Source organism: Peptoniphilus mikwangii (genome assembly GCF_000468535.1).
Lineage (GTDB): Bacteria > Bacillota > Clostridia > Tissierellales > Peptoniphilaceae > Anaerosphaera > Anaerosphaera mikwangii.
The window spans coordinates 360023-376506 of sequence record NZ_AUQY01000005.1; the positions used below are offsets into that span (position 1 = coordinate 360023).

The 16484-nt window shown below is 35.4% G+C and carries 17 protein-coding genes; 13 read left to right on the forward strand and 4 right to left on the reverse strand.

Annotated elements, in window-relative coordinates; translation table 11 throughout:
• From M915_RS06685 to M915_RS06720, 8 genes are all read left to right on the forward strand, one after another.
• Positions 1 to 423 carry a biotin/lipoyl-containing protein gene (locus tag M915_RS06685; RefSeq protein WP_036730509.1) on the forward strand — a complete coding sequence of 141 codons (423 nt, stop codon included), beginning with the start codon at positions 1 to 3 and terminating at the stop codon, positions 421 to 423.
• 70 nt (positions 424 to 493) lie between these two features.
• Positions 494 to 1582, forward strand: coding sequence for a sodium ion-translocating decarboxylase subunit beta (locus M915_RS06690; protein ID WP_115737035.1), 1089 nt, complete (start codon positions 494 to 496; stop codon positions 1580 to 1582).
• 89 nt (positions 1583 to 1671) lie between these two features.
• Complete coding sequence (gene gctA, locus M915_RS06695; protein WP_009221683.1) at positions 1672 to 2634, forward strand: glutaconate CoA-transferase subunit A; 963 nt, start codon at positions 1672 to 1674, stop codon at positions 2632 to 2634.
• Between the two features lie 2 nt (positions 2635 to 2636).
• The gene (gctB, locus tag M915_RS06700) at positions 2637 to 3434 is read left to right on the forward strand and encodes a glutaconate CoA-transferase subunit B (RefSeq protein WP_009221684.1); all 798 of its coding nucleotides are present in this window, start codon (positions 2637 to 2639) and stop codon (positions 3432 to 3434) included.
• A gap of 12 nt (positions 3435 to 3446) precedes the next feature.
• Complete coding sequence (locus tag M915_RS06705) at positions 3447 to 5207, forward strand: acyl-CoA carboxylase subunit beta (RefSeq protein WP_009221685.1); 1761 nt, start codon at positions 3447 to 3449, stop codon at positions 5205 to 5207.
• 222 nt (positions 5208 to 5429) lie between these two features.
• Complete coding sequence (locus M915_RS06710; RefSeq protein ID WP_009221686.1) at positions 5430 to 6239, forward strand: acyl-CoA dehydratase activase; 810 nt, start codon at positions 5430 to 5432, stop codon at positions 6237 to 6239.
• A gap of 26 nt (positions 6240 to 6265) precedes the next feature.
• On the forward strand, positions 6266 to 7594 hold the full coding sequence (locus tag M915_RS06715) for a 2-hydroxyacyl-CoA dehydratase subunit D (protein ID WP_036730510.1): 1329 nt from the start codon (positions 6266 to 6268) through the stop codon (positions 7592 to 7594).
• A gap of 8 nt (positions 7595 to 7602) precedes the next feature.
• Positions 7603 to 8751 (forward strand): 2-hydroxyacyl-CoA dehydratase subunit D, encoded by a 1149-nt coding sequence (locus tag M915_RS06720; protein ID WP_036730511.1) that lies wholly within the window; start codon positions 7603 to 7605, stop codon positions 8749 to 8751.
• A 378-nt stretch (positions 8752 to 9129) separates the two neighbouring features.
• Here the strand turns inward: M915_RS06720 and M915_RS07645 are convergent, their stop codons facing one another.
• The 3 genes from M915_RS07645 to M915_RS06730 form a co-directional block, all read right to left on the reverse strand.
• Positions 9130 to 9270: a hypothetical protein gene (locus tag M915_RS07645; RefSeq protein WP_456107033.1), complete on the reverse strand. Its 141-nt coding sequence runs from the start codon at positions 9268 to 9270 to the stop codon at positions 9130 to 9132.
• A complete protein-coding gene (locus M915_RS07650; RefSeq protein WP_456107032.1) occupies positions 9245 to 9451 on the reverse strand; it encodes a plasmid mobilization protein in 207 nt (68 codons plus the stop codon). Before M915_RS07650 ends, M915_RS07645 begins: the two co-directional genes overlap by 26 nt.
• A 415-nt stretch (positions 9452 to 9866) precedes the next feature.
• A complete protein-coding gene (locus M915_RS06730) occupies positions 9867 to 10841 on the reverse strand; it encodes a helix-turn-helix domain-containing protein (RefSeq protein ID WP_009221689.1) in 975 nt (324 codons plus the stop codon).
• A gap of 289 nt (positions 10842 to 11130) precedes the next feature.
• Here M915_RS06730 and M915_RS06735 point away from each other — a divergent pair, with 289 nt between their 5' ends.
• The 5 genes from M915_RS06735 to M915_RS07450 all read left to right on the forward strand — a co-directional run bounded on the left by M915_RS06735 (position 11131) and on the right by M915_RS07450 (position 15418).
• Positions 11131 to 11361, forward strand: a complete 231-nt coding sequence (locus M915_RS06735) for a FeoA family protein (protein WP_009221690.1) — start codon at positions 11131 to 11133, stop codon at positions 11359 to 11361.
• Positions 11358 to 13424 (forward strand): ferrous iron transport protein B, encoded by a 2067-nt coding sequence (feoB, locus tag M915_RS06740; protein WP_036730512.1) that lies wholly within the window; start codon positions 11358 to 11360, stop codon positions 13422 to 13424. Before M915_RS06735 ends, feoB begins: the two co-directional genes overlap by 4 nt.
• Positions 13425 to 13430: 6 nt before the next feature.
• The gene (locus M915_RS07640) at positions 13431 to 13682 is read left to right on the forward strand and encodes a MarR family transcriptional regulator (protein WP_407636003.1); all 252 of its coding nucleotides are present in this window, start codon (positions 13431 to 13433) and stop codon (positions 13680 to 13682) included.
• A 78-nt stretch (positions 13683 to 13760) separates the two neighbouring features.
• Positions 13761 to 15128, forward strand: coding sequence for an MATE family efflux transporter (locus M915_RS06750; protein WP_036730515.1), 1368 nt, complete (start codon positions 13761 to 13763; stop codon positions 15126 to 15128).
• Positions 15129 to 15181: 53 nt separating this feature from the next.
• Positions 15182 to 15418: a cysteine-rich KTR domain-containing protein gene (locus M915_RS07450; protein ID WP_081689761.1), complete on the forward strand. Its 237-nt coding sequence runs from the start codon at positions 15182 to 15184 to the stop codon at positions 15416 to 15418.
• A 305-nt stretch (positions 15419 to 15723) separates the two neighbouring features.
• Here M915_RS07450 and M915_RS06755 read toward each other — a convergent pair whose 3' ends face one another.
• Entirely contained in the window at positions 15724 to 16317 is a 594-nt protein-coding gene (locus tag M915_RS06755) for a leucine-rich repeat domain-containing protein (RefSeq protein ID WP_036730517.1), read from the reverse strand.
• Between the last annotated feature and the right edge of the window lie 167 nt (positions 16318 to 16484).

Consider the following 16484-nt stretch of genomic DNA (forward strand, 5'->3'; position numbering starts at 1 on the left):
ATGAAGTATCAAGTAAAAGTAGACGGAAAAGTTTTTGAAGTAGAAGTGGAAAAAGTATCAGGCGCAAGTAAATCACTTACTATGGCAGATTTTGGCGCACCGGCGCCAGCACCGGTATCTGCACCTGTACAACAGGCAGCACCTACTCCTGCACCTGCAGCACCGGCACCTAAGGCAGAACCGGCACCGGCACCTAAAGCAGCATCAACAGGTGGAGAGCAAGTTTTAGCACCAATGCCTGGAAATATTTGGAAAATAGTAGCAGCAGATGGCTCACAAGTTAAAGCCGGAGAAGTTATAGTAATTCTTGAAGCGATGAAGATGGAAAATGAAATAGTAGCACCATGTGACGGTACAGTTTCTATAAAAGTTACAACAGGACAAACAGTTGATACAGATGCACTTATAGCAGAAGTTAAGTAATTTAGGAGGAGTTAAAGTGATTTTTTTCGAAGCATTATCAGGTATTTTAGCTGAGTCGGGCTTTGCTCACATGACTTGGCAACAAGGGGTAATGATTCTAATATCCTTCGTATTATTATATCTTGCTATTAGAAAGGGTTTTGAACCTCTTCTATTATTGCCTATTGCTTTTGGTATGATGCTTGCAAATTTACCTGAGGCAAATCTTATGAGAGAGGCTGATCCTTGGTATACTCAAGGGGTATTGAGAATTATTTACGGTGGAGTTAAATCTAATTTATTCCCATGCCTAATATTTATGGGTGTAGGTGCAATGACAGACTTCGGTCCTCTTATTGCAAATCCTATTTCATTATTATTGGGTTCAGCAGCACAATTTGGAATTTATATTGCATTTATAATAGCTATAGCTTCAGGAAAGTTTACACCTCAAGAGGCAGCATCAATAGCTATTATCGGAGGAGCGGACGGTCCTACTGCAATTTATGTTACAAATAATTTGGCACCGGAGTTATTGGCTCCTATAGCAGTAGCAGCTTATTCATATATGGCACTTATACCGTTAATTCAACCGCCAATTATGAAGGCTCTTACCACTCAAAAAGAACGTGAAACAAAAATGGTAGCTCTTAGAAAAGTTTCTAAGACAGAAAAAGTAGTTTTCCCGGTAGTTGTAATATTATTTACAGCTTTGTTATTACCTTCAGTAGCACCACTTCTTGGTATGCTTATGCTTGGTAATTTATTTAAGGAATCCGGAGTTACTGAAAGACTTTCAGATACAGCACAAAATGCTCTTATGAACATTGTTACAATAATGCTTGGAACAACAGTCGGAGCAACTGCAAACGGAGAGATATTTTTAAGTCTTAAAACTATAATAATTATATGCCTTGGACTTGTTGCATTTGCATTTGCAACAGTTGGAGGAATATTATTCGGAAAGGTTCTATATTATGTAACCGGCGGAAAAATAAATCCGCTTATCGGATCAGCAGGTGTATCTGCAGTACCTATGGCTGCACGTGTAGCTCAAGTTGAAGGTAGAAAATATAATCCTACCAACTTCTTATTAATGCATGCCATGGGACCGAATGTTGCCGGAGTAATAGGATCTGCAGTAGCAGCCGGAGTATTTTTAATAATATTCGGTAGTTGATGTTAAGATGTTTATTTCAATTGGGGATCTTTTCGAGATTCTCAATTGTTCTATGTAATAATAAGTGAAAAATAAAAGGAGGCATTACATTGAGTAAGATTTATAGTTTAAAAGATGCTATAAGTAAATTTGTAGAAGATGGAGATGTAATATCTTTCGGTGGATTTACCACAAACAGAAAGCCATATGCAGCTGTTTATGAAATTCTTCGCCAAGGAAAGAAAGATTTTATCGCTGAAGCAGGTCCTGCAGGCGGAGACTGGGATATGATGATTGGAGAAAATAGAGTTAAAGCATATATAAACTGTTATACTGCAAACTCAGGTTATACTAATGTTTCAAGAAGATTTAGAAAAGCAATTGAAGCCGGAACATTATTATTTGAAGACTATTCACAAGACGTAGAAATGTTAAGACTTCATGCAGCATCATTAGGTCTTCCTTATTTACCGGTTAAATTGATGATGGGTACAGACCTTGTTGATAAATGGGGAATTTCAAAAGAAGAAAGACAAAAAATAGATAAACTTCCAAATGACAAATATGTATATGTAGAAAATCCATTTAACGGAGATAAAAAAGTGGTAGCAGTACCGGTTCCTGTAATTGATACAGCAGTAATCCACGTTCAAGTTGCTTCTCCGGATGGAACATGTAGAATTATCGGAGATGAATTCCATGATGTTGATATTGCAGTAGCTGCAAGAAAAACTATAGTAACTTGTGAAGAATTGGTAAGTAATGAAGAAATCAGACTTGATCCGACTCTTAATTCAATTCCGGGATTCTGCGTTGATGCTGTAGTTCATCTACCATATGGTGCACATCCATCTCAATGTTATGATTATTATGACTATGATTCCAGCTTCTACAAGATGTATGATGTAGTAAGTAAAGATGAAGAAAGCTTTAACAATTATATGAAAGAATGGGTTTATGATATAGAAGATCATAATCAATATCTTGATAAATTAGGAGCAACAAGACTTCTTAATTTAAAACCTGTAAAAGGCTTTGGATATGCTACAAATGTCCTAAAGGAGGTTAAATAACAATGGCAAGATATGATAATTATACAAATAAAGAAATGCAGGCAGTAACAATTGCAAAACAAATTAAAGATGATCAAATTGTAATTGTAGGAACAGGATTACCATTAATAGGGGCATCAGTTGCTAAAAGAGTATTTGCTCCAAATTGTAATATTATTGTAGAAAGCGGTTTAATGGATTGTTCTCCTATAGAAGTTCCAAGATCAGTTGGAGATAACAGATTTATGGCGCACTGTGCAGTACAGTGGCCAAATGTAAGATTTATAGGATTTGAAGCTTGTGAATGGTTACATGATAAAAAGAGAATAATAGCTTTTATAGGTGGAGCACAAATTGACCCATATGGAAATGTAAACTCAACAGTTATAGGAGATTATAACAGTCCAAAGACAAGATTTACGGGTTCCGGTGGAGCAAACGGTATTGCATCTTATGTAAATACTGTAATAATGATGCAACATGAAAAGAGAAGATTTATAGAAAAAATCGACTATGTTACTTCACCTGGTTGGATGGATGGCCCTGGTGGAAGAGATAGAGCAGGAATTCCTGGAAATGTTGGACCACAAATGGTCGTAACAGATAGGGGTATCTTAAAGTTTGATGAAGATACAAAGAAAATGTATCTTGCAGGATATTATCCAACATCAAGCCCTGAAGATGTAATTGAAAATACAGGATTTGATATTGATGTTTCAAGAGCAGTTTTACTTGATGCTCCTGATGAAGCGGTAATTAAATTAATTCGTGAAGAAATCGATCCGGGCGAAGCATTTATCAAAGTACCTAAAGAAGACTAAAGGAGATAATAGATGAGTAATTATTCAATGAACGTTTATTTTAAGAATATGAGCGTTATAGGTAGCCCATTAAAAGCTACTAATGAAGAAAATATAGAAGCGGTTAGAAAAGTTGAAGAAGAACTTGCTGCAAGAATAGCAGAAGTGCAAGCTGAAGGAAAACCTGATGAAAAAATCAATGAAGGTGGAGAATGGACAGCACTTCAACGTATAGCTGAACTTATAGATGAGGGAACATGGTGTCCGCTAAATTCATTATATAATCCTGAAAACAATTCAAACGGTTCAACAGGTATTATAAAGGGACTTGGAAAAATTAACGATAAGTGGGCAGTAATAGTTGCATCAGATAATAAGAAACTTGCAGGAGCATGGGTTCCGGGACAAGCGGAAAATCTGCTACGTGCCAGTGATACAGCTAAAAGACTTAGAATTCCACTAGTATATGTATTAAATTGTTCAGGAGTTAAGCTTGATGAACAAGAAAAAGTTTATCCTAATAGACGTGGAGGCGGAACACCTTTCTATAGAAACTCTGAATTAAATCAACTTGGAGTACCTGTAATTGTAGGTATTTATGGAACAAATCCTGCAGGTGGAGGATACCATTCAATATCACCAACAATACTTCTTGCTCATAAAGATGCCAATATGGCAGTAGGTGGAGCCGGTATACTTGGAGGAATGAATCCGAAGGGATATATAGATGAAGAAAGTGCTAATCAAATTGCAGATGCTACAATGAATGTTAAGAAAACAACTCCTCCGGGATCAGTTGGAGTACACTTTGCTCAAACAGGATTTTTCAGAGAAGTTTATGTGGAAGAAGAAGGAGTTATCGAAGCTATAAGAAACTATATGGACATGCTTCCAAGCTATGATCTTGATTTCTTTAGAGTAGATGATCCTAAGGCTCCTGCATTTAGTGCAAATGATCTATACTCAATAGTTCCTATGAATCCGAAGAGAACTTACAATATCTATGATGTAATTTCAAGATTATTTGATGGTTCTGAATTTATGGAATATAAAAAGGGATATGGACCTGAAATGGTAACAGGAATTGCAAAAGTTGATGGACTTTTAGTAGGTGTTGTTGCAAATACTCAAGGATTCCTAATGAATTATCCTGAATACAAGGAAAAGAGCATTGGTATTGGCGGAAAGTTATATAGACAAGGTCTTATAAAAATGAATGAATTTGTAACACTTTGTGCAAGAGATAGACTTCCAATTGTTTGGATTCAAGATACAACAGGTATTGATGTAGGTGATGATGCTGAAAAAGCTGAATTACTTGGACTTGGTCAATCTTTGATATATTCAATTCAAAATTCAAATATTCCTCAATTGGAAATTACTCTTAGAAAGGGAACAGCTGCCGCTCACTATGTACTTGGAGGACCTCAAGGGAACGATACAAATGCGTTTAGTTTAGGAACTGCAACTACTGAAATAAATGTAATGAATGGAGAAACAGCTTCTGTTGCGATGTTCTCAAGAAGACTTGCAAAAGATAAAAAATCAGGAAAAGATCTTCAACCGACAATAGATAAGATGAATGCTCTAATTAATGCTTATGTTGAAAAGTCAAGACCACAATTCTGTGCTGAAGCCGGACTTGTAGATGAAGTAGTAAACATGAACTTGTTGAGAAATTATATTGTTGCATTTACACAATCCGTATATCAAAATCCGGAATCAATTTGTCCGATGCATCAAATGCTTCTTCCAAGAGTAATTCGTGATTTTAACAATCTATATTCTAAATAAAATATTCTCCGGCTATATGCCGGAGACTTCTATATAGTAAAAGTAATACAAAATTAGGCAGGATAAAACCTGCCTGTTACTATGTATAGGATAAGTATAAATCGTAAACGTCTAAAAATGAACATTAATTTTATATAGCTTTGACAATTAATTGAAATGATAGTACAATTAAATTATAGTAATATTTAATAAAAATATTTGCGTATATGAAGAGGAGATTGTATGGGAGATTCTATTTACACAATGGGGATTGACATAGGTTCAACTGCCTCAAAATGTGTAATTCTTAAAGATGGTAAAGAATTAATAGCAAAGGCTGTAATTGATGTAGGAGCAGGGACATCAGGACCTACAAGGGCAATGAAATCTGTTTTAGATGAAGCAAATCTAAAGAGAGAGGATATTGCATTTATAATGGCAACAGGATATGGTAGAAATGCTTTGGAAGAAGCGGATTTTCAAATGTCTGAACTTTCATGCCACGCAAAGGGAGCATACTTTTTATTTCCAAGGGTTCATACAATAATAGATATTGGAGGACAAGATGCAAAGGCATTAAAAATTGGAGATGGAGGAGTATTGGAAAATTTTGTAATGAATGATAAATGTGCTGCAGGAACAGGGAGATTTTTAGATGTAATAGCAAGAGTTCTTGAAGTAGATGTTTCGGATTTACAAGATTTAGATGCAAAGGCAACTAAAGAAGTTGCAATAAGTTCAACTTGTACAGTTTTTGCAGAATCTGAGGTAATATCTCAATTGGCACAGGGAACTTCTATTGAAGATATAGTAAGAGGAATTCATTTTGCAATTGCAAGTAGAGTAGGAAGTCTTGCAAAGAGAGTCGGACTTGTTGACGATGTGATAATGACGGGAGGAGTAGCTCTTAATAAAGGAATGGTAAGAGCACTTGAAGAAAACATAGGTCATAAAATAAAAACAAGTCCTTTATGTCAGCTTAATGGAGCATTAGGAGCGGCTTTATTCGGTTATCAAAAGTATAAAGCTGTTTTAAGAAAAAGTAAGATATAATTGTTAAAATATTTTAGGAGGAAAGTATGTCTGGAAAAATTTTAGAAAAAATACCAGGAAAAACACCAAGACCTATAGAAGGTCATAAGAGCGCTGCTGCAGTTTTGAGGGGAGTAGTAGATAGCGTATATGGTGATGCTTGGGCAGCTAAAGAAAGAGGAGAATTAGTAGGATGGAGTTCTTCAAAGTTCCCGATTGAACTTGCAAAGGCTTTTGACTTAAATGTAGTGTATCCTGAAAATCATGCAGCTACAACTGCTGCAAAAAAAGATGGACTAAGATTATGCCAAGCAGCTGAAGATATGGGATATGATAATGATATTTGCGGTTATGCAAGAATATCAATTGCATATGCGGCAGGAGAACCTACAGATTCAAGAAAAATGCCTCAACCTGACTTTGTTCTTTGTTGTAATAATATTTGTAATATGATGACAAAGTGGTATGAAAATATTGCGAGAATTCATAATATACCAATGATAATGGTTGATATACCGTTCCAAAATACAGTAAATGTACCTGAAGAAAAAGTAGATTATTTAGTAGGTCAATTTGAATATGCTATTAAACAATTAGAAGAATTAACAGGTAAAAAATTTGATGAAAAGAAATTTGAAGAAGCTTGTAAGCTTGCCAACAGAACAGCATCAGCATGGTTAAAGGCATGTTCTTATATGAAGTATAAGCCGTCACCTTTAAGTGGATTTGACTTATTCAATCATATGGCAGATATTGTAGCTGCAAGATGTGATGTTAGAGCTGCAGAAGGATTTGAACTTTTGGCAGAAGAATTTGAACAATCGGTAAAAGAAGGAACTTCAACTTGGGAATATCCTGAAGAGCACAGAATATTATTTGAAGGAATACCTTGCTGGCCGGGATTAAGGCATTTGTTTGAGCCTCTAAAAAATAATGGAGTAAATGTTACAGCAGTAGTATATGCTCCTGCATTCGGATTTAGATATGAAGGTATTAGAGAAATGGCAGCAGCTTATTGTAAAGCGCCATGTTCTGTTTGTATAGAAGACGGTGTTGAATGGCGTGAAACTATGGCTAAAGAAAATGGAATAAGCGGTGCTCTTGTAAACTATAATCGTAGCTGTAAGCCATGGAGTGGTGCTATGCCTGAAATTGAAAGAAGATGGAAGGAAGATTTAGACATTCCTGTTGTTCACTTTGACGGGGACCAAGCTGATGAAAGAAATTTCTCAACAGAACAATACAATACAAGAGTTCAAGGATTAGTTGAAATTATGGATGAACGTAAAGCTGAGAGAGAAGCTAAAGGCGAAGAAATTTATACTACTTTTGACAACACTAAGGAAACAGATTGGTCAAAAACTACTATAGAGTGAGGTTAACTATGAGTGAAATAAGAGAATTATTAGAAAAATTTGAGCATATTGCAAATAATCCGAGAGAACAATTAGATAATTATCTTGCACAAGGTAAAAAAGCGGTTGGAATTTTTCCATACTATGCTCCGGAAGAAATAGTGTATGCGGGTGGACTTGTACCAATGGGAGTATGGGGAGGACAAGGACCTATAGTAAAAGCTAAGGATTATTTCCCTACATTCTATTATTCAATGGCACTAAGATGCTTAGAAATGGCACTTGACGGAACATTAGACGGATTATCAGCATCTATGGTAACAACACTTGATGATACATTAAGACCATTTTCACAAAACTATAAAGTTAGTGCAGGAAGAAAAATACCTATGGTATTCTTAAACCATGCACAACACAGAAAAGAAGACTTTGGTAAAACTTATAATGCAAGAATCTTCAAGCAAGCAAAAGAAGAATTAGAAAAAATTTGTGATGTTGAAATAACAGATGAAAATTTGAAGAAAGCATTCGAAGTTTATAATGAAAATAGAACTTTAAAAAGAGAATTTGTAAAACTTGTAGCAACTCATCCACAAACAGTAAAAGCATCAAACAGATGTCATGTATTAAAAAGTTCGTACTTTATGCTAAAAGATGAGTATAATGCATTATTAAAAGAGTTAAATGACAAGTTAAAGGCACTTCCTGAAGAAGATTGGGATGGAGCAAGAGTAGTAACAAGTGGAGTTATAACAGATAACCCGGGATTATTACAAGTATTTGATGACTATAAAATATGTATAGTAGCAGATGATGTTGCACATGAGTCAAGAGGATTTAAAGTTGATATAGATATGTCTATAGAAGATCCTATGATGGCACTTGCAGATCAATTTGCAAGAATGGATGAAGATCCGATTTTATATGACCCTGAAATTTGGAAGAGACCGAAGTATGTTGTAGATCTTGCTATTGATAATGATGCTGACGGTTGTTTATTATTTATGATGAACTTTAATGATACGGAGGAAATGGAATATCCGTCATTAAAACAAGCTTTTGAAAAAGAATCAATACCGCTAATTAAGATGGGATATGATCAACAAATGGCAGACTTTGGACAAGTTAAGACACAACTTGAAACATTTAATGAAATGGTACAACTAAATAGATTTTAAAAAACGGGAGCTTTGCTCCTGTTTTTTATTTTACAAGAAACCGAAAAATATTTGTTTAGATTATTTTATTTATATTTGAAATTAGAAAAATTTGATTTAATAATAAAAAGTTATACTTTTATAAGAATGATTATTTAAGTTTCTTTAAAACTTTAATAATTAATCCTCAAGTCCCTTAAAATACAAGGATATTTGTAAAAGTGCAGATTGAATTTACTACTTTTGAGGAAAAAGCCTTGATGTGCTGTAAAAATTCTTGCAGATAGAAGTGGTTTACCATAGATACGAAAGGTATGTTGTGGGAATCAAAATTAAATAGGAAATCTTAAAAGTGGTAGTCTTTTGCTTCTGTAAAGGAAGTATAAGAACACCGCTTTTTCATGCCATGTTACGAAGTAGAGGCATATATAGGCTTAATCTTTGTAAGCGCCATATTTCTTTTAATGCTCCTTTGATTTCTTCAGTGTCTTCCTGATATACATTTCCCGTTGCATTAGCTCTTTTTGCAATCTGACTGATGTTTACCGATTTTTTGAAGTTCTGTCGTCATTTTCTTTATATCGCTATGATCGATCTGAATGATATATCCGTCTATCACCATTTTCCAAAGGTACACTTCCATGTTGCTTGTAGGCATCTGTTTCATCTTTTCTTCAATCAAGTTGCGTTTTTCTTCCGTAACACGAAATTTAATCTGCATATTTTTTTCTGTCTTCCATAGGAGAAATGTCTTTCTGTTTTTATAGAGGGTTTGGGGCACTTCTCAGCAAGTAAAATCTCTAATGTCGGAACTGCGGAAAATGGAGATTTTTACGGGAAGGGTACCCATTTCCTATGCTTGCTATTCCACTTGTTCCTTAATCTCTATAACAACAGAAATTCACTTTTTGTCAAAAAGTACAAAGAAAAAACGTTACAGTTTTTATAACTGCAACGTTTCAAATCTTTTTCGTTCATTCCGTCGTGAGTGATATCGAATTGATGTCGTTGAGTATTTGGGGCGACAGACCTTTGTGAGAAAAGAATTGTTAACAAACATATCCGATTCGGTAGACTCGGTAGCAAGTTTATAGGAAACTTGCAGGCTGGGAATCGTCTAGAGATACGACCATAAACTATGTGCTTGCCCTATATTCACTTGGTGTCTTTTTATATTGTTTCTTAAAGGCTGCAGAAAACTTACTTGTATTGGTATATCCAAGTTTTTCTGCAATTTCGGTAATGGATAAACTATTGCCAGACAGCAAGATAAGTGAATGTTCTAATTTGCATTGCTGTATATATCTTCCAAGCGGGACACCATATACTTTTTTGAATAATTCTCGTAGTTTTGTTTGGCTCATAGCCGAAATTTTACACAATTCTTCAATACTTGGAGGGCACAGAGGTGTTTGCCGGATGACCTTATCCACATTTTTCAATATATATAATTCATCTTGAGAAATAGTGAGATAGGTATTTTCGTAATTATGTTGCTGTTTTAAGCAGTGCCTTTGAGATATTAACGACAAAATTTCAAGAGTCTTACTTTCATAGTATACCGCCGATGTAATTCCATCTATCATTTTCTCGCGTATCTGCATGAAAACTCTGGTTATTTCAGGAGTATTATAATCCTTATACATCCACAAAAAAACATCTTCCAGCGAAAGGTCATTTTTAGGAAAAACTGTGGCAATCTTATCGAAATATTCTCCATAGATAAGAATTGAAACATAGCAAATTGGCGTCATAGCATCATAAAGTACCCGTCCGCTGGCAGGTCTATTGAGATATAAATTAACACCATGCTGTATAATGGATTTTTTCTTTCCGTTTTGGATTAAAGTTACATTTCCGTTTTCTAAAAAATATAGTTTTACAAATTCTTTTGGAATGCAATACTTTCTTTCCATACTTATTTTAGGTGTCCAATTTGCGCAAGAAAGATACAGTCCTTTCCGCGGACTGATTTCGACTACACCACCTGTTCCTGTATTTTCTTTTGGATTTAGTTTAAGAAACTCTGCCTTTTTTTCATGACAAAAACAATAGTCTGATACAAAAAAAGATGCGTCACTTATATATTCATACTTTTTGGATGTGCTCAAATTTGATCTACCTCCACCCGCCTTGGATACTCCATTTTGTCAAATTATTCAACCCGAAATTAAGACATTATAAAGCAAGATGCCGCAAATCCTTTGTTCTATACGACTTTTACAAAATGGTAATAATTTTGAGCTTTTTCCTATAAATTGACAACATGATAATCCAATGATACGCTAAAATTAAGTTAGTAACATCTAACTTGATTAAGTATATGCTCATTATATCATATTATCAATGATTTTGGGCAAATAATTTGTAAAACAATTTTAGTGTTAAGGAGGATATACAATGTTGACATTAGCTCAAGCCGAGGAGGGACGTGACTATACTGTAAAAGACATAAATGGTGACGCAAGATTTATCAGCCGCATTACTTCTGTTGGTCTTACTACAGGCGCAATACTGAAAGTTGTACGCAATGTAAAACGTTTGCCTTTGCTGATTTATTCTCGCGATACGATGCTAGCAATCAATAAACAGGAAGCTAACAACATTCATGTGGAGGTGAATGACAGATGAAACAAAGCACAGCAATATTGGCTAAAAATGCTCCTCTTATTGGCTTGCTTGGACAGCCGAACACAGGAAAGTCCACATTATTTAATGCCCTAACAGGTGCACGACAACACGTAGGAAACTGGCCAGGAAAAACTGTCGAAAAAAAGGAAGGATCCTTCAAATATAAAGGAAAAACATATACCCTGTTAGACTTACCTGGTACATACAGTCTGTCTGCAAACTCGGAGGAAGAATTAATAACACGCCGGAATATCATTGGAAATGATATTGATCTTGTTTTTGCACTGGTGGATGCATCGCAGCTTGAACGGAGTATGTTTTTACTTTCGGAAGTCGTCGGCATAAAACAGCCCGTTGTCGTTTTGTTGAACATGGTAGATGTGGCTAAATCACAGGGGCGCGAAATCAATGAGCGACGTTTGTCTGAATTGCTAGGTGTCCCTGTATTGCCTTTTGTAGCTTCACGCGGTACGGGAATGGGTGATCTTTATGCTCTTTTGGAAAACGGCAATTATCAGCAGTATATTTTGCACGAAGATGCTCTCAAAAAGGAATACAAAGCACAAATTGGTGAATCGTTCACAGCACTGGAACAGAAATTACAGCCATTCCAGACCGACACATATACAAGTATGTGGTTGGCAACCAAATTGCTTGAGGGTGACAAAGAAATAACTGAAAGCATCAAAAACACCGTAGAGGGAGAGGATTGGAGCGAGATACAGGAGCTTTTAGCACAAATGACGAGCGGTCTTTTGAAGTCTGCTGATTGTAAGTTTAATTGGCTGCATCAGATTGCAAAAGATGTGATAGTAAAGCAACGGGAAGCAGAAACACTGCTAAATAGCTTTGACAAAGTAGCCACAAGTCCGGTTTGGGGTAAAATCATTGCGGCATGTGTGATGGTTCTCAGCATTTATGCTTCCTACAAGCTTGGCTACAAACTATCTGAACTGTCGGGTATTATCTATGGATATGCCTATTCAGTAACCTATACGGGGCTATCTGCAATCAATACTCCGGCATTTCTGATAGGCTTTCTTTGTGATGCTGTACTCACAGGTTTCTTCTATGCAATCATGATGACATTTTTTGTTTTTGGCGCGATATTGATTTTTGGATTTATAGAAGAAGTCGGATATATGGCGAGAATAGCCTATGTATTCGACAATACTATGCAGAAACTTGGTCTACATGGAAAAGCAATCATGCCTATTCTTATGAGCTTTGGTTGCACGATTGCCGGAGTAAACGCCACGCGCGTTTTGGATTCCGGCAAGCAAAAGCTACTTTCGATCATAACCAGTTGGGTTGTTCCTTGCAGTGCTGTATGGGGCGTTATCACACTGATGGGCTCGGCCTTTTTCGGAAGCAATGTGGTATGGGTAATATTGCTGTTATTCGCAGTCACGCTTTTACACATGAAATTTACTGCAACGTTGTTCGGACATGCTATCATAAAGCCGGAGGATCGTGCTGGACTGATTATGGAACTTCCTCCGTATCACAGACCGAACTTTAAAACTCTGTTTAAGCACGTTTGGCTTCGTGTAGCTGGATTTCTTCGCCGTGTTATAAAACTGATTGTATGTATTACGATTATATTTTGGCTATTATCCTACACACCTGACGGGAATATCACAGGCAGTCTAATCTACAAGTTTGGAAGTGCAATCGAACCGTTTACGATGCTTTTTGGTTTGAATTGGGAACTGTTTATCGCATTTCTTGTTTCTGCAATCGGAAAAGAAAGTGCTCTCGCCGTTGTAATGACACTATTTGAACAACACGCTGCAATGGGAAACATTTACAATGCTGCATTTATGGGAATTGGCGTTGCAACTACTGATGTAACCGCTAATATGCTGGCAAGTGTTTCTATCCCGCAGGCTTTGGCCTTCATGTTTGCGTTCTTCTTCAATGTTCCTTGCTATATTACGGTTGCTGCCACCTACGCGGAAACACACAGCATAAAATGGACGATACGCATTGTCACTTATTATATTGCAAGCGCTCTATTGCTTGCTGCGATTGTATACAGAATCGCACTGCTGTTCTTTTAAACGGAGGTGAGATTATTGCTACAAAGTATATTAGCAGAATTGAGAGGTTCTGCTGTTATCTCGGTAATGGATTTGGCGAACAAATTGGGTACAGACAGGCAAAGTGTTATGGCGGCATTGGAACAGCTTCAAAGAATGGGTTACATTATAGATATGACGAAGCTATCATGTGGCAAAAGGTCTTGTGAGGGTTGCAGCGGCTGTGGTAGTGATTTCAACAAAGCCATAGGGGCGGTGTATATCCTTCGACAGCTTTAATCCGACTTTAAAAAATATATCCAATATCATTCTTGGGTTGAAAAACTTTTTATATTGCAAAAATTTGGAGGATAATTAATGGAACAGAATATAAAAACTCAATTACTGACAAAAAAACCGATAGAGTTACTCTTTCAGCTATCTATTCCTGCAGTTATAGGTATGACAGTAATTGGCCTTTATCCACTAATGGATGGAATTTTTGCAGGAAATATTATAGGACAAACAGCAATGACGGCTTGCGGTGTTGCTACTACATTGACCATATTTAATAATGGAGTGGCTACATTAGTTGGAATAGGCTCAGCTTCTGTTCTTTCTCGAGCTTTAGGAAAAGGAGATCAGAAAACCGTAGATAAAATCATGGGCAATCTGATCTTTTGGGTGATTTGGTTTTCAGCAATCATTACGATTGGAGGAATACTTCTTGCTCCGCATTTTTTATCTATGGTGGGTGCAACAGGTGAAATCAAATACTATGGTATAAGATATCTTAGAATAATTTTTCTTGGCTCTCTATTTGTGAATTTTACACAATCTGCCAATATGATTATACGTGGTGAGGGTCTGATGAAAAAAGCCATGATGATTATGGGGTTTGGAGCTTTATTAAATATTATTCTTGATCCAATTTTAATGATAATTATGGGTGATTACGCTATTGAAGGAGCTGCCCTTGCGACTATCACAGCACAGTTCGTTCAAGCGGTTGTGACGCTGCACTATTTCTTAAAAAAGAGTAAGACTGTTAAAATTCACAGGATCAAGTCAAATGCTGTAATTAAAAAAGAAATGTTTAAAATAGGTTCATCAGCTATGATGATGAACCTTCTATTCATGATTCAGCAGACCATGCTTTATAAAATGGCTTTTCAGTATGGCGGAAATCCAAATGGTATTTTAATGTCTGCAGCTATGCGTATTTACGGATTTTCATTTATCCCACTTTGGGGAATGAGTCAAGGATTACAACCTGTTGTTGGGACAAACTTCGGAGCAAAGTTGTTTGATAGAGTCCGAAAAACCGTGAAAGTATTTTCTATCGGAGGAATTATTCTTGCGGCAATTTTTTGGATTCCGGCACTTCTTTTTTCAAAACAGATACTTTATTGGTTCGGTGTAGATGCAGATATCATTGCACAAGGTGTTGGTAATTTCAGGTTGTTCTATTCCGTATTTGTTTTGTACGGAGTAATGGTTATGAGCATTACTTTCTTTCAATCGATCGGAAACGGGAAAAAAGCTGGAATCATTGTTGTATTTAGGCAACTTTTCTTATTCATTCCTGCGATAATTCTTTTACCAATGGCGTTTGGAATAAAAGCGGTTTGGTTCACACAACCGCTCGTAGATTTGATTATGATAATTATTGGTATTGTAATGATGATAAACGAACTAAAAAGTATGGGACAGACTAAAGAAGAAAAAATAAATCCTAATGAATAAAATCTGCCATAGAATAAGTAACTTTATAAAATGAAGATCGAAAAAATGAATATATGAGAGAAAGACAATGGTTATTATGCCCTGTTTGTAAAAATAAAACACGGTTGCAAATTAGAGAAGATACGGAGTTAAAAAACTTTTCGTTGTTATGCCCAAAATGCAAACATGAAACTTTAATCAACGTCAAACAATTTAATGTATCACTCATCAAAGAGCCAGATGCAACAACATCTTATGGGATACGCCAACATCACCATGACCCTGAATTATTACGCACACGCCACTTTTGACAGTGCACAGGCGGAATTTTTCAGGCTGGCGGCTTAAAGGGAAAGAGATGTTTTACTACTTCTTTACTACTTTTCAAAGCGAAAACACAAGCAGATTTAAGGAAATATGTGAGTATCTTCCGATACATAAAATGCCGGAAATTCCTGAAACAACAGACTATACCGGCATATAAGAACTTTTGAAAAGTTAGTTAAAAATTATATTAAAGTTTTAAATAAATTGTATATTGTTTGAAATGTCTGTTAAATTTAGAATATAATTAATTTAATAAATAGCCCTGCATATTGCAGGGCTATTTATTAAATTAGTCTCTTTTTATGATTGTTGTAGGTTCAAATGCTCTTTCATGTAAAAATTCTACTGAGTTTGGAATTTCTACCTCAAAAATATTATTTTTGTTAAAAGCATACATATTTATTTTTTTAACTGATTTAGGTATTTTAACTTCCTCTAAGTCATTTTTGTAGAAAGCTGAAGTATCAATTAGTTCAAGTGTTTCAGGTAAGTTTATTTCTGCTAAGTTATTTAAAGCAAAAGCACTTGGAGCAATAGATATTAATGAATTGCTGAATTTAACTTTTTCAAGTTTGTTTCTGTAAAATGCAAAACCTTCAATTTTTTTAACTGAATCAGGAATTACGACTTCTACTAAGCTACATACTCCAAAAGCATCATATCCGATTGATTCTACTGTTTCAGGAATTACAACTGTAGTTAATTTTCTTCTATAAAATGCATTTTCACCAATTCTTTTAACTGGAAGTCCATCAGGTGTAGTTGTAGGTATAATCATATCAGTATAACCTTCAACTTTTACCTTATCCTTACCTTTTTTTGTCATCCCCTTTAATTCATCGCCCTTAAAAATAAAATCATCATATTCCCATACGTTTGTCATTATAATCCTCCTAATATACTTCCGAAATATATTTACTTACTAAGTAGTATATCATAATTTTAACAAAATATAAAGGATATAATATAACAGAAAAGTCTAAATAGACTAATTTTAAGTAGTCTATATTTTAAATAAACATAAATACTAAAAAATAATTAAATTTTATT